The 18554-nt window shown below is 45.7% G+C and carries 15 protein-coding genes and 1 pseudogene; 9 read left to right on the forward strand and 7 right to left on the reverse strand.

What is annotated here, in order from left to right:
- Positions 1–108: 108 nt before the first annotated feature.
- Positions 109–177 (forward strand): annotated as a pseudogene (locus AWU56_RS13005) (hypothetical protein); the annotation flags it as partial.
- Between the two features lie 30 nt (positions 178–207).
- On the forward strand, positions 208–1173 hold the full coding sequence (locus tag AWU56_RS12510) for a S41 family peptidase (protein WP_416361550.1): 966 nt from the start codon (positions 208–210) through the stop codon (positions 1171–1173).
- A gap of 64 nt (positions 1174–1237) precedes the next feature.
- On the opposite strand, the gene AWU56_RS12515 is transcribed toward AWU56_RS12510, so the two are convergent.
- The 5 genes from AWU56_RS12515 to AWU56_RS12535 all read right to left on the reverse strand — a co-directional run bounded on the left by AWU56_RS12515 (position 1238) and on the right by AWU56_RS12535 (position 6176).
- Complete coding sequence (locus AWU56_RS12515) at positions 1238–1402, reverse strand: hypothetical protein (RefSeq protein ID WP_286682707.1); 165 nt, start codon at positions 1400–1402, stop codon at positions 1238–1240.
- Positions 1403–1999: 597 nt separating this feature from the next.
- The gene (locus tag AWU56_RS12520) at positions 2000–3313 is read right to left on the reverse strand and encodes a type II toxin-antitoxin system HipA family toxin (RefSeq protein WP_286682708.1); all 1314 of its coding nucleotides are present in this window, start codon (positions 3311–3313) and stop codon (positions 2000–2002) included.
- Complete coding sequence (locus AWU56_RS12525) at positions 3313–3588, reverse strand: helix-turn-helix domain-containing protein (protein WP_286682709.1); 276 nt, start codon at positions 3586–3588, stop codon at positions 3313–3315. The genes AWU56_RS12520 and AWU56_RS12525 overlap by 1 nt, the downstream gene beginning before the upstream one ends.
- Before the next feature lie 527 nt (positions 3589–4115).
- Positions 4116–5006, reverse strand: a complete 891-nt coding sequence (locus tag AWU56_RS12530) for an AbaSI family restriction endonuclease (protein WP_286682710.1) — start codon at positions 5004–5006, stop codon at positions 4116–4118.
- 276 nt (positions 5007–5282) lie between these two features.
- A complete protein-coding gene (locus AWU56_RS12535; protein WP_286682711.1) occupies positions 5283–6176 on the reverse strand; it encodes a helix-turn-helix transcriptional regulator in 894 nt (297 codons plus the stop codon).
- 970 nt (positions 6177–7146) lie between these two features.
- On the opposite strand from AWU56_RS12535, the gene AWU56_RS12540 reads away from it, so the two are divergent.
- Genes AWU56_RS12540 through AWU56_RS12550 form a run of 3 tightly spaced genes read left to right on the forward strand, consistent with a single transcriptional unit; the run spans position 7147 to position 11738 of the window.
- Positions 7147–9177 carry an AAA family ATPase gene (locus tag AWU56_RS12540; RefSeq protein ID WP_286682712.1) on the forward strand — a complete coding sequence of 677 codons (2031 nt, stop codon included), beginning with the start codon at positions 7147–7149 and terminating at the stop codon, positions 9175–9177.
- 49 nt (positions 9178–9226) lie between these two features.
- Positions 9227–11185: an FG-GAP repeat domain-containing protein gene (locus tag AWU56_RS12545; protein ID WP_286682713.1), complete on the forward strand. Its 1959-nt coding sequence runs from the start codon at positions 9227–9229 to the stop codon at positions 11183–11185.
- A gap of 49 nt (positions 11186–11234) precedes the next feature.
- Positions 11235–11738, forward strand: coding sequence for a hypothetical protein (locus AWU56_RS12550; RefSeq protein WP_286682714.1), 504 nt, complete (start codon positions 11235–11237; stop codon positions 11736–11738).
- Positions 11739–11789: 51 nt separating this feature from the next.
- On the opposite strand, the gene AWU56_RS12555 is transcribed toward AWU56_RS12550, so the two are convergent.
- On the reverse strand, positions 11790–13409 hold the full coding sequence (locus AWU56_RS12555) for a 3'-5' exonuclease (protein ID WP_286682715.1): 1620 nt from the start codon (positions 13407–13409) through the stop codon (positions 11790–11792).
- Positions 13410–13746: 337 nt separating this feature from the next.
- On the opposite strand from AWU56_RS12555, the gene AWU56_RS12560 reads away from it, so the two are divergent.
- Positions 13747–14616, forward strand: coding sequence for a tyrosine-type recombinase/integrase (locus tag AWU56_RS12560; RefSeq protein WP_286682716.1), 870 nt, complete (start codon positions 13747–13749; stop codon positions 14614–14616).
- Between the two features lie 10 nt (positions 14617–14626).
- On the forward strand, positions 14627–15808 hold the full coding sequence (locus AWU56_RS12565) for an IS91 family transposase (protein ID WP_286682717.1): 1182 nt from the start codon (positions 14627–14629) through the stop codon (positions 15806–15808).
- 397 nt (positions 15809–16205) lie between these two features.
- Here the strand turns inward: AWU56_RS12565 and AWU56_RS12570 are convergent, their stop codons facing one another.
- Positions 16206–16835: a glutathione S-transferase family protein gene (locus AWU56_RS12570; RefSeq protein ID WP_286682718.1), complete on the reverse strand. Its 630-nt coding sequence runs from the start codon at positions 16833–16835 to the stop codon at positions 16206–16208.
- Between the two features lie 59 nt (positions 16836–16894).
- Here AWU56_RS12570 and AWU56_RS12575 point away from each other — a divergent pair, with 59 nt between their 5' ends.
- Together AWU56_RS12575 and AWU56_RS12580 are read left to right on the forward strand one after the other, a co-directional pair.
- Positions 16895–17677: a TPM domain-containing protein gene (locus AWU56_RS12575; RefSeq protein WP_286682719.1), complete on the forward strand. Its 783-nt coding sequence runs from the start codon at positions 16895–16897 to the stop codon at positions 17675–17677.
- Positions 17664–18299 carry a TPM domain-containing protein gene (locus AWU56_RS12580; protein ID WP_286682720.1) on the forward strand — a complete coding sequence of 212 codons (636 nt, stop codon included), beginning with the start codon at positions 17664–17666 and terminating at the stop codon, positions 18297–18299. Before AWU56_RS12575 ends, AWU56_RS12580 begins: the two co-directional genes overlap by 14 nt.
- The last annotated feature ends 255 nt before the right edge of the window (positions 18300–18554 follow it).

Below are 18554 nucleotides of genomic sequence, written 5' to 3' on the forward strand. Positions count from 1 at the left end.
TTAGGCCGCCTTGTCTTATTGAAAAGTGCGGCTATGATGCCTCAGGTGGATCACTTTTAAACCGTTGTCAGTGGATCAATTTTACTCCGTTGGTAACACTGGCAAGCGCTGAAAGAAAAATATCGTCCACTGGCGTTAAAAGCATCAACGAAAGAAGACTTTCAGTACATCTTTAACTTGATGCTTGGCCAAGTGAACGCAAGTCACATGGGCTTATATCGTGGTGAAAATCCGAAAGACACCCAAGAAACCCGCACCGGTTTGCTCGGTGTTGAAGTCGCGCCCACTGCCGATGGCTTAAAAGTAACGTCTGTCTTGGATAAAAGCCCAGCCGCCCGTGATGAGAGCCGCCTACAAGTCGGCGATGTCATCACACAGGTCAACCAACAGTCGGTTAAAAGCGCGAACTTTTATCAGTTGCTGAACGGCTATGCCAACCAACGCGTGTTGCTCGATATTACGCGAGCCGACCAGCCAACCGAAGTGGTACTTTGGCCAACCACAAGTTTAAGTGACGAGAAGTACGACAACTGGGTCGAAACACGTCGTAAGCTAACCGAAGAGTATTCCAACGGTCGCCTGGGCTATTTGCATATTCGCGGTATGAACTGGACCAGCTTCGAACGTTTTGAGCGTGAACTAATGGCCGCCGGCTACGGCAAAGACGGTATCGTCATTGACGTACGCTACAACGGTGGTGGCTGGACAACCGACTACCTCATGGCCGTACTGAACGTAGAGCAACACGCTTACACGATCCCGCGCGGTGCGACTGACAATCTGGACGAAGACCAGAAGAAATTCAGAGATAAATACCCCTACTCTGAACGTTTACCGTTGTCAGCATGGACCAAACCATCGATTGCCATGAGCAACGAAAACAGCTACTCAAACGCTGAAATTTTCGCTCACGCGTATAAGTCATTAGATATTGGTAAACTCGTTGGCCGCCCGACCTTTGGCGCGGTTATCAGTACCGGTGCTGAGCGCTTAGTCGATGGCTCAATTATCAGAATGCCGTTTAGAGGCTGGTGGGTAAAAGAGTCCGACGCCAACATGGACTTTACCCCAGCACAACCTGATATTGAGGTCTTTAATCCACCGGCGTATAAAGCTAAGAACGTGGATCCGCAATTAGAACGTGCCGTTGAAGAGTTGTTGAAGACGCTTTAAGCCGTTTTAAGGGTGGTTTAATAAAAGGCGGGCTCTGTTAAGGGCTCGCTTTTTTTGTGGGGTCTCAAAAACTTCTAAAGAACTGTAATGCCTGCGGACATTCAACAATATCCGGCGGTTGCAATTCAGGCTCCGGTAGCGTTTGATAGAACAACTTCTGCTGTGCCATCAGCCAGTCAGTTACATCCCAACGCAATGTAAAATAAAGCCAGCGTCGAAACAGACTCACATCGTTTAAAGATCCAATCGTCGGCCCGCTTTTATACAGATATATGTATAAACTTGCTTTATTCACAATTCTGCATAAAAAACTGACATGAAAAAGTCTCTGTCGATATGCTTATCAAACTGTGTGCGGTACTCGAATTGGAGTTTAAGATCGTCAACCTGCCCAAGAATGAAGTGTCCACGCCGACTAATTCACTTGCGAAAAAATCATTGAGATTCTAATGGGACGAAAATCGCATACCCGAACACTTTATTGCTCTATGAACGGGTTTCCGGTAGGTGAGAACATATTGTCGCGCAAAATGCGCGACCTACGAATGGCGCACCCTACAGGAGTCGAACCTATGACCTTTGCCTCCGGAGGGCAGATCGGCCAGTCGTTAACAATAGACTTTAGCTTATTTATCAATGTCTTAAATAGTATTTTTAAGCATTTTTCGACTCTGATTTTAAGTGTTTCATAACGATTAGTGTCATTTTTTGACACATAAAGACGTACGCAGTTTGACCGTTGCCCGTTACAAAATTTATGGCTTAACTCATAAAACCTGAGTTTCGGTGTCGAAAAATTTCGACATTGGTACGCTATAATTTGTGTTCATTCTACAAGCAGTCGGCGCTTTCGCTCTTGCATACCCTCAAAAATTGGTACCGAAACCCTTTCTGGGAAATCATTGGGTAGGTCTCCTCGCACACGTTCAATAACTTCATCAACCTGTTCACAAAGCTCGGTGATAATCTCATTCATTCTCGTCGGGCTGAATTCAGCTTCCTTAGCCACATTTAAAAAGTGTCGCTTGTACACTTGATAGATCTTCCACTTTTTCCCCGCTGATCCTCGCAGACTCATGGCAAGTTTCAAATCACGAATATTGAGCCCTGTCCCGCCAACAGCGGGGTAAGCTGAAATAATGTCGTACAAAGGCGTTAATCTGAAAGCCCCATAAGGCTTAATATGCACAGAAAAATTCTTTGCATGCCCATCAATCGCGCCTAGAAGGAAGAAGAGCACTTGTGCACGCATGAAGGTCTCACGATCACGGGTGGAATCAGCAGAACCTTGGAGGTGCTTCATAATGCTGGTGATCGACGGACCATTATCCGATTCGTATTTTCGTGCAGACGGAAGTCCAAACACCTGACAGTAGTCTTCTTGGGGAAGTCGCATTAACCAGGAGTTATCACTCGAATATGCACGGTCAAAACGCTCAACTGCGAGGGCTTTAACATTTGGTGTGGTAATCACCTCACTATTCGGTGCTCTGAAACCGAATGCCCGCGCTATTTTTAAACAAAGCATTTCATTTTCGACGCTATCACTTAAATCGATTGTATGATCATGGCTTTGAATCTTCCCGATCGAAAGTTTAATAATATGACTCGTGGGCGTATTTCCATTTGGAACACACCATGCCCCATCTATTTTTAAAAGAGCTGTTTTTTCTTGAGCCCCAGCAATAGATATTCGAAAGTCTTCCAGTTCTCGAAGCATTCCCAAGGGTGCTTTTGACCTGTAACCTCTTAGCACATTCTCTAACTTTTCTTCACTGAGCTTTTCATATTTTAACTCACGAATATTCTCAGGCGCTTCTCCACTTGGGAGGAACTGCAATGCACCAACACTGTCTTTCCCGATAGCTGCCAATAAGTCGAAAGCTTGACTTGAGTCGGTTTGATAACGAGCAACAATCCGGTCTCTTACTTCCTCACTATCAGGTAGGAGGTTATCAAAAAAGTTTATTACCTCGTTTCCTGAATAAGTGTCATGACGTAGGGGTAAAGACAGAGAGATTGGTCGTGCCCCCTCTTTATCAATCCACACTTCATCATAACGAAATGTGTGAGCGCCCGAATCATCACGGGTCAGTTGACCTACGCGGTAGCCGTTCATATATACATCGAGTGTATTCATTACCACTCCTCTGCCCATTTATCACTAGACGTTGAGGAAGCAGAGCTCTCGCTGTTTAAGGTGTTACCTTTTGGCTGAACTACCAGTTCGAGTTCTAGAGCGGACAGCAAGCGAAACAGCGTATCGAGCTGCATTTTCTCTGGTGTTGACTCAAACTTAGAGACCGTCCCTTGCCTAAGCCCGACTGAGTCACCAACCTTAGCTTGACTCAGACCGCGATGTCTTCGTTCATCCCTGAGGTAGGTTGATAATGTTTTGGGATCAGTGATTTTCATTTCAGCCTCTATTATACGCAAAGTCGTATGGAGCAAGTATTATGCCTATATGCGTATAAGTCAATTTTTATGCGCTTATACGTCTAAATTGTTTTTTATACGCATAAGCGTATTTTAATTTCACAAAACAAAAGCTTGTTCAGCTAAGTTACGGTAAATAACAGGGTTACGCGTACCCAACGAAACCTACTGGGTTAGTAGAATACGGAGTTCACCCTATGTATAGTTAGCTTGGCTGTTTGATATTTAACCAATTTTAATTAGCTTAATGAGACGTTCATATGGAACCAAAACAGGTCAATGCCATATTAAATTCGTTGCCGGATCCCACGTTCATCCTCTCTAGTAGTGGCAAATACGTGGAAATTTCATCGATAAGATGGTGTTAGTTCAGGGGAAAGGTCAGCAGTTAGAAGGTGTCTATAAAAATCAGGCCGTCCCAGTTTTGATGTCGAATTTTTTCGACATCAAACTAGCGAATCAATGACAATTCAAGCGGCCAAATTGACTCTGCAAATGCAATGTTCCTATAAGTGAGACAAGAGGTTATCCAAAGCGTCTAATGCAGCTTCCTCATCTGAATAATAATTTTTTTCTTCAATTGCATAAAAACGAGGTCTTTTGCCTGCCTTTTGCTGTTTTGGGATTAAATGTTTTTCGATAAATTCCGCAGGAATTCGGTCGTCTAGCTCCATTACCCTTACTCTTATTGTTCTCGTTTTCCTTGAGTAAATAGCGAAAGTCACCCCACTTTTCTTTAACAAAAAACCATATTCTCCATTACTCGTTGATGGGATACCACTAATAGAACCATACCAAACCTCGGCTCCTTGCGAAGCAAGTTTAGTTGCTAAAGTATCCATCATGTCAGGAATATGGTTAGCAACTAAGCCTTCCCACAGATCAATAGTATATTTGCCCGAATGCCTATTGGGTTGACTGCGCTTGTGTATCCATTTAGTGGAAATTTGACTTTTAACGAGCCGAACAATGTCATCTACCTGTTCATACAGTGATCTGTCACAGGTCACACGAATAAACTCACACCCTAAAAGACCCTTGATACTCTCTTCTCTCTTAGCATCGTCTTCGCGCTGCTTTTCATGGTAGGGCTCATCTACCTCTATTGCTAAATTAATCTCAGGGAAATAGCCGTCAATTTTGTAAACATTATCGTTAGCGATTACATGATGTTGAGACAGCAGTTCAACATCTCGTAGCGAGTAATGTAGTGCATACATTACCATTGACTCGTAACGCTTATGGCTCGTACGTGTGTTATGGAATATAAACTCTTCGTTTGCGTGTACGGTTGATTTACTTGAATCATTGAAATTATAACCACAAACACAAATCTCAATTTCAAGCCCATCTTGTTTCAATCGCGGGGTTTGGCATCTTGGGCAATTCATTAGCATTCACTATATTCGTTACAAAACTATATTGTTTGATACTACAAATAAGTGGCGATTCACTTAGAAGTGAAAGTACCTCATTCAAGTTAGCCGACAATAACACACTAGTCGCTCGGTCACCATTATCAAAAAGACAAGCTCAACAATAGTTTCAAGTCTATGCATTTTTCAGACTTCTTATAAAGATGAAAAAGCCGCGGCAAAGCTATTGCAACGCAACGGAATGCATAATAACCGGTAGTCGCGACAAATTTTGTCGCAGAATTGTCTTTCTATCTCTTACGTAAAATTCTTTTGCTTGGGAACACTCGGCTTGTCGCTCGTTGCGTTTAAGTACATGCGCCGAATTTCTTCTTCAAATTTATATTTAAAAGGACTCGGACTTAATACCTTTAAATAGGCCGCCCGAGCTAACAACCATTGAATAACATCCAGAGTGTACGGAACATCGACTTCAAGAAGTTTAAATCGCTCGTCAGTACCGTAAGGTGTGATGACCTGATTCTCGCCTAAATGAGCATCAAATATCTCGCGCTCCACTGAGTCGAAAATGATTGCTTTTAAACGAAGAGGCTCTCCGTACGTAATAGACTCTGCATGGGCTTTAATATAATTATCGATGTCAAAATCTTCAGGCAGGATGGCTGGCTCAGATACTATTTCTGTAGCCTCAACAATTCGGGAGATTGGGCGATTTCTTATCCTCTTTGTATCATGATCGCAAGTAATTAAGTAAGCTACTCGCCCTCTAAAAAAAATTCCCAAAGGCGTCACACTGACTTTATACGGGGCGTCTCGAGCATGGGACTTATAGCTTATTTTTATTGGCTCTTCTCTTAATAGAGCAATTCGGATCGTGTCAAAAACCTGCTTATTAAGTTGCGGTTCCTTTAGCCAATGCGATGGTTCAACGGCACGAGCTTTCTTATACCAGCGCGCCTCTCGCGACTCGCTCTCACTCAATTGTTCGCGCGCTTCTTCAAATAGCCGCGATAAAGACTTTTCCCTCTCTGGCAACGCGGTTATCGACCAATATCTCTCAGCTAACGCTATCGCTAGCGCTTGATAGTCCTCAGTTATATGCTCTTCATCTTGCTCAGCAGATTCGTAAGTCGGCCTGTTTTGCCACTTCCAAACGTGTCTCTTGGTGCCGGTCCCTTTAGTCAGCTTCACAATTGGATGACCTTGCAACTTCAACTTAGGCAGACGCCGTTCAATACTTCTCTTTGAGTAAAGAAATCCTCTTTCTCTTAGCAACAGCTCTAACTCCGAGTACGACCTCGGCTTTTCTCGTATTAGCTCAAGTAGGAGCTTGTCGCGCTCATACAAAGACATTCAAGTAAATCTCCATAACCATTCCTACAACCAACCTATACTAACTCGTGCATAAGCATCAATAAGCGATGCTATTTATTAGATGCAAAAGCACTCTCGTTGTAGAGCTCGCAGAACTATTGCTTATCGTCTTCTGCCGGTGTCGTTGCTCCAAGAGCTCTATTCGTGCTTTAGCCGTCTCACTGTAAAGACCCCTTGGATACTTTTTGAGATGCGCCCGATACGCTTGCCTCCTGCTCGAATTACTAATCTTGAGCCAGGCTTTATGCTCCGCACTATTGATGGGGTGCGATTTATTGAGAGCAATCTCAGCATCCTGCGGCGACACAGTAGCCCAGGCGACCAGACAGCTCCCTGCCCTTTCAAACTCGGTTTTAACGTTCTTTAACACGACATTGGTTGCTACATTCACTGATTGGTTGACAGCTAACTGGTCACTGTTGGAGTAACTTTGTCGATAAGAATGCACATCGGCGTATAGGCTCTCTGCTAAAGATAGTTTGACGACACGGGTGATATCACGCTCTGCCTCTCGAGTATGCCGTACGCCTACTTTAGATATCAAGAACCCCTTAGTTCGGTCAGATTTCACCCAAGCGGGATCGTCGATGTGGGCTACTGAGCAGTATTGGTATTTCGATACTGAACTGCTGCAAGCAGCAACGCATAGCGAGCAAATGGCTATCAGAATCAACTTCATAATTCTCCACCCTAAAAAGTAACTGTATTCAGCCTATAGGGTGGTGACGTCATATTTTGTCGCAGCAATGCCATATGCTTCTTCCTCATGTTAATTGAGAGGATAACTATGAACGCACCACTTTCTGTCTCGCCCACTTTGCCTGCTTTACCTATAGACTTCAGCGGTATCGAACAAGATAGCTTTGAGTCAGCATGCGCTCCCCTTAGTTTTTACTGGTTAGCACGCTGCTTTAACTTAAGTGGCAATAAAGAGTCGAAAGAAAAGTTATCGATGCGTATTCGACACCTGACCCGCCTCTATAATTTTCCAGAGGACCTATTTGAACAACTGGTCAGTTTTGGTGACACTCCAAATATCGACTGGTCTCCGCGTGTCGCTGAGATCACTGGGGTAAGAGCTCTCCAAAAACAGCTTAAATTAACGGAGCAAGAATATCGGATCCTCGCATTTGCATTTTTGAGCTCTCACTCTCGTTTGATTGGCGCACTGCGGGACTTCCTTGAGCATACCTTCTCAGATGACTCTCAACTGGACATCATTAGTCGTTTGATCGGAGTCGACCGCACCTCGTTTTTACAATTAACCAGCGATGAGTCGACGATTGTCCAAATGCATTTGACCGGCCCTGCGCCGTACAGCCTTTGTTTGTCTCATTGCGCTCGCTTTGAAATGCAAGAGGACATTCTAGCTGGCGTTCTCAATGCACGATCCGTTGATGACAACATTCTGTCGGGGTTATTGAAGGCAAGCTCAACTACAAAGCATAGCGTTGCAGATTTCTCACACCTTGGTGCGCAACTTCAATTGTTGAGAGATGCCGTGAGTGATGCAACTCACTACTCTACGGATGCTCTATCTATTTTACTCGTCGGCGCTCCTGGAGCTGGAAAAACTCAGCTGGCCAAAGCTCTTGCCAGCGATGCTGGAGCGAAACTCTATGAAGTACCTGTTATTGATGACAATCGAGCTGACAGTAACAATAACGCCTACCGGTTGGGTGAGTTTTTACGCATATCAAATATGCTGCAGAACTCACCAACTTGTCACATCCTATTCGACGAAGTTGAAGATGTGCTTAACGAGCGCGAAAATGAGCAAAAGCGAAAAGGCTGGATAAACCAGACACTTGAGCGTCGCTGCACGACAACTTACTGGATCTGCAATGACATCGACAAGTTCGACGAGTCATTTTTGCGCCGTTTTGATCTTGTCGTAAAAATGCCAATGCTTGATTACCGCTCACGCGTTGGGATGTTACAAGATGCCCTGAAAGATAACGAAATAACTTCTTCACGGATACATGCGTTAGCCAGCCTAAAGATCCAAACTCCGGCCGAAATTGAGCGACTAAAACGGTTGGTTGCGCGAACGAAACAAAGCGAGCTTTCCGCGAATGATGTTCTCGATATTCGATTCCCCAATATGCCTTGCTGGCACAGCAAAGAGCTTGGTGAGTTCGATGCGTCGCTCTGTAATGTAACCGCCGACATTAACATTGAGTACCTTGCGGACAAGTACAAAGCTAACGCTGCAATCCGGACGTTAATAACAAGTCCATCGGCTACAAGCGGGTCTGGTAAAAGCGCGCTCGCTCGTTATTTGTGTTTTGAGTGTAGCCAAAGCACGCATTTTTATCACAGTGCTGACCTGACGGTTACCGATCCGCAAATTCTCTTCTCTGCGGTTGGGAATGCTTTTAAACGCGCGGCTACTAAACGTGAGATGCTTGTGATCGATGAGCTGGACCAACTGCTTGCGGCAGCCGAGCGTATCATGCCAAACCCAGATAGCTTCTACCGGTGGTTATCGGGTGTGGTTCGGGAGTTTCACTCTCCACTCGTTATCACATTTAGCGACTCAAAAGCGTTAACTGTCTATCCGCTTATCGCTGAGATTTTTGATGTAAAGCTCACCCTCAATCCATGGTCAAGCCAGGTGATCCAGTCTAAAGCAAGTGAGTTTGCTGCTCGGCATCAACTCACACCAACTCGGTTACCCGATAATTGCTCTGCTACGCCTCAGCAATTGATTCAGTGGCTGAGGCAATGTGAATTGCACCAGGATATGAATCGCCTAAACCTGGCCTTTAAGCGCACAAATAATCCTACCATGGGTTTTCTTGCCCGTGTCTCGTAGCTTTACAGGCATTAGTGGACCAGCGAAACTACACAAAAAAGGAGATTTTATGCTTTTATATTTCCGTTTCAAAACTTGGCTACTGATAGTGGCCGCCAGTATGGTATTGACCGCTTGCGGGAGTGACTCTTCGAGCTCGACGGATACAAGCATCAGTAACCCGACAACAGAGCCCGTTCAATTAAATGACATCAGCACGATCACGGCCGATGAGAATCATACTGAAGTTATCACTATCTCCTGGACAGCAGGCGACGAAGCAGAACTGCGCGTAACTCAGGACTCAGGACCAGAGCTCGGTTTATCACTGGATGGTAAGCAACTCACTGTCACATTACCTGAGGTCACAGCCAGCACTTCATCATCATTTATTGTCGAACTTCTACAAAATGACGCTACTGTGGATTCGAAGAGTGTTACAGTCAATATCGACAATGACCCCAGACAGCTTTACGCGAATGATTATGACGATTATCGTTTAGCTGAAGAGGTCGCGACAGAAACAGACGAGTGGCGGCTAGAAAATATTGGACTTTATTTCTCAACGATCACAGAGAATGGTGAGCCCATGACAGTATGTTACCCGACACCAGAGGACTGCCGAGAGTCTTATGCATTTTACGAAGGCTCTGCAGATTATGCCGAAGGCGACTTCAATAACGATGGCCATACCGATATTGCGACGACCATCGTTTATTTCCCACATACTTTGCCAAGAGACGTTGATAAGTACCCCTCACGCGTGATGATCTTCCAAAATAACGGTGACGGAACAATGTCGCTCAATAACGACATCATAAAAAACTACGAGAGTATTCAGAGACATAGCGCCTATCGAATTAAAACCGCTGACTTTAATGGCGATGGCACAGATGACATTATTGCGAGTGCTTTATATCAGGTATATGACGAATGGAACGAACAGTTCGCTGCTCATGAAATTGGGCCTCAACTTCCTTTACTTTTACTAAGTAATGGTGAAGGCCAACTTGAAGATAAGTCTGATCAATTAAATTTGCATATGAGCACAGAGGATGGATATTCCATCGGCCACAATTTATCTGTTGGCGACATCAATAATGATGGCACCCCAGACATTTACACTGGCTTATCCGTTCTATTAAATGATGGTACTGGCCACTTTACCGATAAAACGGATGACTACTATACGTCAGATGAACAATGGTCACGTCCATTTTCATCGGCTATTGGAGATATGAATGGTGATGGCCAAACGGATATCGCTATGTTGGATTATCGTCAGGTCTTTCCTGATCCAGTCGATATACATAACAACCAGCTAATGATTAGCTCAACTTCTGGGAATGCGCTCACCATGGCTAACCAACCGACGGTGATGGAGTTACCAGAAGAGTATTGGGGAACGGATAATACACACACCAATTACGCTATTATGGGCGAGCTCGCTTCAGATTACCCTGGTGATGAATTAGTCATTGCACAAACCCGGGTTGAGCCATACTACGATGGACGAGTATTGCGCTTGTTTGCTCTCGACTCGAAGGAAAACCTAGTTGAGCTAACCGATCGACTTATCAATAATGAGTTGCGATTAGGTACTGGCGAGTATGGTTATGTTTCTGGTGAGGGATCTCTCTACATTAAGGACTTTAACAAGGATGGACGCTTAGACATTATCGATGTTACTCAAGGCGGTAGTTCATGCGACTCTGAAGAAAAATGCCAACAAGAGCTCGCGGTTTTCCTGAAACAACCCGATGGGCAATTCTTATATGAGCCATTAAAAAATATCCCGTCTATCACTGACAACAGTCTAGAAGGTTATAACTCTCAGAATAGTCAGTTGCCGAACTTAGGTACCTCCTACCCCGTCGACCTTGGTCACCCGAGTGGCTACAGTTTGTTGTCTCGTTTCTGGTCTCCATCGCCAAGAAGATTAAAAGAAGGCGATGAAGAGCAAATCATCTGGTACATCATGAACCGAAAACAAAACGGTCTTTCGGTGCGACATTTTTTGTCGCTTTAAATTTGTAACATGGGCAGCAACTAATGGCTTTACTGTTAAGGAGCGTCTTATGACCAACATTAAAATTGCTGCCGTACTTGCTGCTATGCTTGCTCTTAGTGCTTGTTCAACAACCGACCGTTTGCTCGATACGATCGCACAAGATCAAGCAATTTATGACGAGTACATTGCTGAGTGCACGTTTAAAAATGGAAAAACGCCAGCACCGAAATGGGTTTGTGGTTACCCCATTGATGATTATACCGTGACAGAGACTGGGTACTCACATTCAGGAAGTGAATCGGAAGCAAAGGCGCGAGCGCTCGTCAAACTGGCAGGCCGAATTCAAACGTTGGTTGAGAGCGAGGCCAAATTAACTGAGAACGGAGACTCGCGTCGCCATACCCAAGCCTTTGAAGAAACCAGTCGACAGGTCATCGACGAGCGTTTAAGCAATACGCGGGTGCTGCTGCGCTTAGTCGACCCTTCGACACAAGGTCTGCATGTATTAGTCGTTGCCGAAGAAAATGCCTTTGAGGAATCATTGCAAAAAGCATTAATTCGGGCTGAGTGATTACCCTGAGTCATCACAAAATAAAAAAGGAGCCACTCGGCTCCTTTTTTATTACACAGTCGCTACCTCGATCAAACTGCCGCTATTGAAAGCGTGAAGAATAACCTTGTTAACTGGCTGGCCGTTTGCTTCGAGCGCCTTCTTGTATGCGTTCAACTGACCTCCATAATCTTTTATCAACCCTAGTTGTTGCTCAGGAGTCTTAGCCCCACGTAGCTTGTGATCGATAACGACCAAGCCATTGGTGGTTTCAAGCAAGAGGTCAATACTACCTTTTATGGTTTGGCTCTTATCATTCAACGCACTCACTGGCATCTCAACCCATGCACTGCTTGGATTAAACTCAGCGTCGATTGTCTCAACAAAACGTTGGGCTTGAGTCATTAATGGCTTTAACTTCTGCTCATCTAAAATATGCGGTAGCAGAAGCCTTTTAGTGACTCGACTGATGTCTTCGTCACGATTTAAAACGATATAAGCGATCAATTGATGCAGCGCATTACCCAATTGGGCGGTATCTATGGTGCCACTCAGAGACTGAGTGGCACCATAATGTGACACGTTGACAGCCTCAAATGGCTCCGAGAGAGTGACTGAAGAAGGCTGAATATAGCGCGGCATTAGATCCTGCTTCCCCGGTTCGACAAACGGCAGCTGCGACTCACTACATTCAACATCCGCCTTCGGCCAGCTATCGCAGACTTCAGCAAAGTCATAATCGCACTCGTTCAATAGCGACTTGACCTGTTTGTCACCTCTCTTGCCATCATGAAGTGTCGCTAAATAATTTCGAGCTCTGGTGAACGCAACATAGAGCAAACGGTGCTCTTCCTCAGTGGCTTTCTCTGCCATTTGTTTGCCAAATTGGGTTTCTTTTAGTGAGGTAAATACATTACCCGCGGATCCTTTTGTATAAGGCGGCAAAAACTTAATCTGGCGCGCTCTCAGTGGCTCATCGACAGTAAACGCATCGCCATTGCTTTGGACTGTTACACCAAACAAGCGGTCTTTCGGATTCTTATCAAGGAACGCCAAAATAACACAGGGCCACTCAAGCCCTTTGGCTTTATGGATAGTCATGACCGATACTGCCTGACCAATCGGCACTCCTTTGATATCGTTCCTACGATAAGCGCTTTGTGATAAGAACCTGTTCAACCCCTCAAGCGTTACGGGTTGGCCCCGGGACGTATTTTCATGCTCATACTCTTCAAGCAACCGATGAAAAGCATCTAAGTTAGCCAGACGTTGTTGCGTGTTGAACGATGTATCATCCCAGCGTCGGATAGTCGATAATACCGGAGTATTGGCGCATACCGCTGTTAACATTTCAGTCGGAGACAACTGCTGCTTCTTATCTCTAAGTGCAGTTAAGGCCTCGGTTAACTCTCTAAACAATAACTCAGACGGCTTTGCATCGTCGTTTAGTAGCTCAGGTAACCACGCCTCTACAGCCTCTGAATTGATAATACTGCGCACCTCAGCAAAGGCGATGCGATTTTCATTACTATACGCAATCTCCATTAAAGCACGAACCAACGCCACCTCTGGCTCTTCTAAGAGTCCAGGTTGCTCACATAGCGCTGGAATACCAGCTTCTGTCAGAGACTTTGCTAGCTCCATTGCATCGCCATTAGTTTTAACGAGGACCCCAATGTCTCCCCAGAGCATAGACCTCTCTTTGTTCGTCTCCTTATCCAAAACCTGTGGGTTTGATTGAATAAACTGCTTTAACTTTACTGCAAAGCTCTCGTTTTTCTGTTTTTTATTACGGCTATTTGCATTCTAAGGTTGGATATTGAAATTTCATCCAGATGGCGACATTTCCGATTTGTGCAAAACTTGGTAGAAACTGGTTTGATAGTCAAGGTCGCCTAAAGACAACAGGACTAAACCGCTCCGCGGTAGTAGTGCCGCCCCCACCTCATTAATTATATTCTGATCTCGTTCCCCGCTTCTAAGCTGAAGGAAGGGCAATGTCGCCCTGAATTTACTCAGGAGTGAAACCATGAGTTACTTTGAAGGATCCAACCCCTTACGCCAACGCATGATTGAAGATATGACCATGCGTAGGCTCAGTCCTAAAACGCAAATAGGCTACATCAGAGGCGTGAAGAAACTCGCTACCTTTTTGAAACGCTCGCCAGAGGATGCCACGGCTGAAGAATTGCGCCAATTCCAACTCACATTGGCCGAGCAAGGTACATCTAACATCACCATCAATGCCACGTTATCGGGTTTAACGTTCTTATTCCATAAGTCCTTGAATCGACCTGATGTGATGCTCAAAGTCAGCACCGTGCCGGTGCCAAGGAAGTTGCCGACGGTCTTGAGTAAAGAGGAAGTCAAGCAACTGATTGATGCCACACATAGCATCAAATACAAAGCTGCCTTCTCGGTCGCTTATGGGGCGGGGTTGCGGATTGGCGAAGTGGCGATGTTGAAAGTGACGGATATCGACAGTTCTCGCATGCTATTGCGCGTTGAGCAAGGTAAAGGGAAGAAAGACAGAATGGCAATGTTATCGCCAATGCTGTTGAGTACACTTCGCCAATGGTACAAACATGCCAAAGCGCATCACCTAATGCTACCGGGTGGGTGGTTGTTCCCAGGGCAGAATCCGTTAAACCCTATTGGCACCCGTCAACTCAGTCGTGCCTGTCAATCTGCGTGTCTGGATGCAGGACTGAATAAAAAAGTCTCCATGCACACCTTACGGCACAGTTTCGCCACGCACTTACTGGAAGATAAAGTCGATATTCGCATCATCCAAACGCTGTTGGGGCATAGTAAACTAGAAACCACTGCGCTGTATGCACAAGTCGCCAGCAAACTCTTGCGAGAGGTGGTGAGTCCGTTAGATACACTGGCATTGTGAGCGTGACGTTATGTCGAGTTGTTCACGGCCACCGCTTGAGGTGGCGGATGTGTTTCGTCTGTCTGGTGCCCAATACAAACAATCTCAGCATGGGCATTTAAGCTTAGCTCAACTGAAAGTGATGTCAGCCATTGAGCGTTGTCGAAGTGCCCAATTAGGTGCTCATCACCTGCACTGCGAACACTGTCATACCGATGCCATCGCATATAACTCCTGCCGTAATCGTCACTGTCCGAAGTGCCAGGGGTCAAGCGCCAAACGCTGGTTTGCAGCCAGAGAGCAGCAGTTGTTACCTGTAGAGTACTACCATGTGGTGTTTACCTTACCTGGTGAGGTAGCACAACTGGCCTTTTACAATAAAGCACAGATGTATCAGTTGTTGTTTAAAGCCGCATCACAAACGTTGCTGACCATTGCCGGTGATACGCGACACTTAGGCGCTGAGGTTGGCACCACTATGGTGTTGCATACGTGGGGCTCCGCGATGATGCATCATCCTCATGTGCATTGCATTGTGCCCGGTGGCGGGCTGGATAAGGCTAAGCAATGGAAAGCGTGTAAAAAGGGCTTCTTCTTGCCGGTCAGAGTGTTATCACGCTTGTTCCGCCGTTTGTATATGCAAGGCGTACGTGAGTTATACGAATCGACGCAGTTACTGTGCTTCGGGGAGTTGACGCAGACCAGTGGCTTTGAACACGCCGGGCACTTTATGGCATGGTGCAAACAGCAACAATCCATGGAATGGGTGGTGTATGCCAAACCGCCGTTTGCAGGACCACAAGCGGTGCTGAAGTACCTGTCGCGTTATACGCATCGTGTAGCGATTGCGAATCGCCGACTACAATCCGTTGATGAAACACATGTCTCGTTCACCTATAAGGATTACCGGCGCAAAGGAAACAACATGCACCGGACGATGCAACTGACGTGTGACGAGTTCATGCGTCGATTCTTATTGCATGTCTTACCAACCGGGTTTCATCGTATCCGGCATTATGGGTTACTGGCCAGTAAAGCCAAACTCAATATGGCCAGACAAGCCCTGCACGTAGCTCCGCCGCCAGACATCAAAAAGACGGCCAATGAATCGGAGACAGACTCAGCACCCTTCGTGTGCAGGCAATGTCAATCACCGATGAAGGTGTCGGCGCTCAGGCTACCTGCATACTTACCAAGAGCGCCCCCTAAATAGGCAGAGTGCTTAAGGAGATAAAAAAGCGCCTTTACTGGTGAGGATGATGCTTTACCTGAAACGCTATAAACCCCATGACAATGAATAGAATGAGACAACCGAGCTGAATAAAAACGTGAAAATCAGATGCAAATAGAAACAAAGCGCCACTGGAAACACGTGATCTTGGCGATCATCCTCTACAGCAGACTCATATCCACCATCGAAATCCCCATAGCCAAACCACAGGGGTAACATCCCGCGGTTTCGTCCACCGAAGATTATCTGATATCTGCCCGAGCGTAGGACATCAAGGTGGATCTGAATGGAGGGCAGATAACTGATAACCTAAACAATTTGTGCCAGTCAAGAAAGCTGGAGGGGCGGCAAAGTACGTGAAGCGGTCATTGGTTCCTTCCTATTCGGGTTTATGGGCATCAGGGCCTGCAATGTCCATGGCTTTGATGTAGGTCGGTCGCGAAGTAATTCGCTCGAGATAGGCGACGACGTTCGGCAAGTCATCCACCTGACGCCCCCCAAACCGCGGCAGCGTTGTCAGGTTGAACACGGCCATAATATCAGCACAGGTTAATTTATCACCCGCCAGGTAAGGGGCTTCGCCGAGTCGCTGATTCAGGTATTGGTAATAGGCTTCCTCTCGCCGGGTGAGCGCTACGGCAAATGGGTTTGAAGAGTCTGCATCGTCGCCTTTTACAGACTTTGCATACAGGATTGCCATGATATTGCCGTTAAATTGCATCCAGTAAAGGTAGTCTGCGTAGTTATCCTCATGCACTGCAACACTTAAAGCACCGTTGCCATATTTCTGGCTTAGATATTCCACAATGGCGGCGGATTCACCTAACACCCGCTCGCCATCGCGAATAATCGGAGCTGTACCTACCGGGTGAAGTGCACGATACGCCTCGGGTGCAAGCATGTCTTCACCGCGATCGAACCACTCAAGCTTGTAGGGAATACCTAACTCTTCAAGCAGCCAGACTACCCGGTCAGACTGGGAAACGCCAAGGTGGTAAACGGTAATCATATTCTACTCCATGATGGGGTTTACGTTATAAAAAAGCCAATAGGGGCGGCGGCAAACCGTTGCGCCCCGGCAGGCTAGTTATTGGCTCTCGCCCGCTCAAGGTTAGAGAGAAAATCCTGGAACTGACTCAGCGAGCGCTGCTCTTCCTCGATATTCTAATCCTTATAAACCTATGCTTGGTCACAGATACTCTTGCCCTAGAAGTTCCAACTCTAAGGCAACCCGTAACCGACCAAGCAGGGATTATCGATAAAAACAGCCTCTACACTTTAAATAGTGTTCTCTACAGACTTCATCAAAATAAGATTGCTCAAATGGCCGTTTTAACCGTCCCTTCTCTGGAGGATGAGTCACTTGAAGGCTACTCCATAAAGGTTGTAGACGAGTGGAAGCTGGGAACAAAAGAGAAGGACCGAGGTCTCCTCTTCTTAGTGGCAAAGAAAGAGCGCAAAGTAAGAATTGAAGTTGGTCAGGGTCTAGAAGGAGAGATCACAGATCTTTTTTCAAAGAGAGTGATCGATCAAATGACCCCGTATTTTAAACGTGGAGAATTCGGTGCGGGACTAAAGCTCGGACTAGGCCAAGTCTTAAAAAAACTCGATGTAAAAAGTAAGGACCTAGGGGCCAGTCAAACTCCCCGTCGACGAAAAAAGAAGTCGAGCTGGTTCTCTCTTATATTCTTTCTTATTATAATTTTCCTCTTTAGAAAAAACCCTCTTCTTCTGTTCATGATGTTAAGTGGCGGAGGAGGCGGACGCCGTGGTGGCGGTGGCTTTGGAGGTGGAGGTTTCGGCGGTGGTGGCGGCGGATTCTCCGGAGGAGGCGCAAGTGGCGACTGGTAGTTTTAGCGTAGATGATCTTGCAAAAATAAAAGAGGCCATCTTTCAGGCCGAAATGAATAACAATGGCGAAATCGTTCCTGTCATTATTAAACAATCAGATTTCTACCCTGCTGCTCATTTTAGACTAGCACTCCTAGGAGCTTTCCTAGGAGACTTTCTGTACTATCAATTTTCTTCAGAGACTGATCCTATCTACTTCCTTTATCTCTTTATTGTCGGGGCCGTTATTGGTTTTCTTTTAGGCCATATAGGAATATTTAAGATGCTCTTTACCACCAAAGATGAGGTGGAAGAAGAGACCCGCCAACGGGCCATGGAGAGCTTCCTCACCAATGGTGTGGTAGACACTCCCAATAGAAATGGAGTTCAGCTCTTTATTTCGCTATTAGAGCACAAAGTGATTATCACCGTGGATAGCGGTCTTCAAGGTAAGCTTGGAACACATTCCAATGAGGTATGGCAGAAAGTTCTAGAGGAATTACTCTTAGCTCTTAAGGCAGGTAATCATACTCATGCCATCATAAAGGCCATAGAGGAGATGGGAAAAATTCTAACTCAGCACTATCCTGCCGAGCATACTTCCTCTAATGATCTTCCCAATAAGCTTATTATTGAGCTTTAAGACTTAAGCCCCAAAGGTCCCCCCCAAAGGTACGCCATCCTTTTGCGGATGCATTATTTTTTAGAATTATCAGCTTTATCAATAACTTGCCGAAGCTCAGCCCAAAAGCGATGAGACTTTCTATCCAAGGGAAAGGTTTTGTAAATTGAAGGAGGTACGGTGTTTTTCAACCGAGTTGTCCAAAAAACCTGTTTTAAGCAACCGCAGTATTACGCTTAATTTCCTCGACGTTGGAGGGATTCAGCGCAACGTCAC

This window comes from Idiomarina sp. T82-3 (assembly GCF_001577655.1).
GTDB lineage: Bacteria > Pseudomonadota > Gammaproteobacteria > Enterobacterales > Alteromonadaceae > Idiomarina > Idiomarina baltica.

Excerpts from the sequence above, each read along its gene's own strand:
- AWU56_RS12540 (WP_286682712.1), top strand. The coding sequence starts at position 7,147 with ATGAACGCACCACTTTCTGTCTCGCCCACTTTGCCTGCTTTACCTATA.
- AWU56_RS12545 (WP_286682713.1), top strand. The coding sequence starts at position 9,227 with ATGCTTTTATATTTCCGTTTCAAAACTTGGCTACTGATAGTGGCCGCC.
- AWU56_RS12520 (WP_286682708.1), bottom strand. The coding sequence starts at position 3,313 with ATGAATACACTCGATGTATATATGAACGGCTACCGCGTAGGTCAACTG.
- AWU56_RS12525 (WP_286682709.1), bottom strand. The coding sequence starts at position 3,588 with ATGAAAATCACTGATCCCAAAACATTATCAACCTACCTCAGGGATGAA.
- AWU56_RS12555 (WP_286682715.1), bottom strand. The coding sequence starts at position 13,409 with ATGCTCTGGGGAGACATTGGGGTCCTCGTTAAAACTAATGGCGATGCA.
- AWU56_RS12565 (WP_286682717.1), top strand. The coding sequence starts at position 14,627 with ATGTCGAGTTGTTCACGGCCACCGCTTGAGGTGGCGGATGTGTTTCGT.
- AWU56_RS12560 (WP_286682716.1), top strand. The coding sequence starts at position 13,747 with ATGAGTTACTTTGAAGGATCCAACCCCTTACGCCAACGCATGATTGAA.
- AWU56_RS12570 (WP_286682718.1), bottom strand. The coding sequence starts at position 16,835 with ATGATTACCGTTTACCACCTTGGCGTTTCCCAGTCTGACCGGGTAGTC.
- AWU56_RS12510 (WP_416361550.1), top strand. The coding sequence starts at position 208 with ATGGGCTTATATCGTGGTGAAAATCCGAAAGACACCCAAGAAACCCGC.
- AWU56_RS12550 (WP_286682714.1), top strand. The coding sequence starts at position 11,235 with ATGACCAACATTAAAATTGCTGCCGTACTTGCTGCTATGCTTGCTCTT.
- AWU56_RS12530 (WP_286682710.1), bottom strand. The coding sequence starts at position 5,006 with ATGCTAATGAATTGCCCAAGATGCCAAACCCCGCGATTGAAACAAGAT.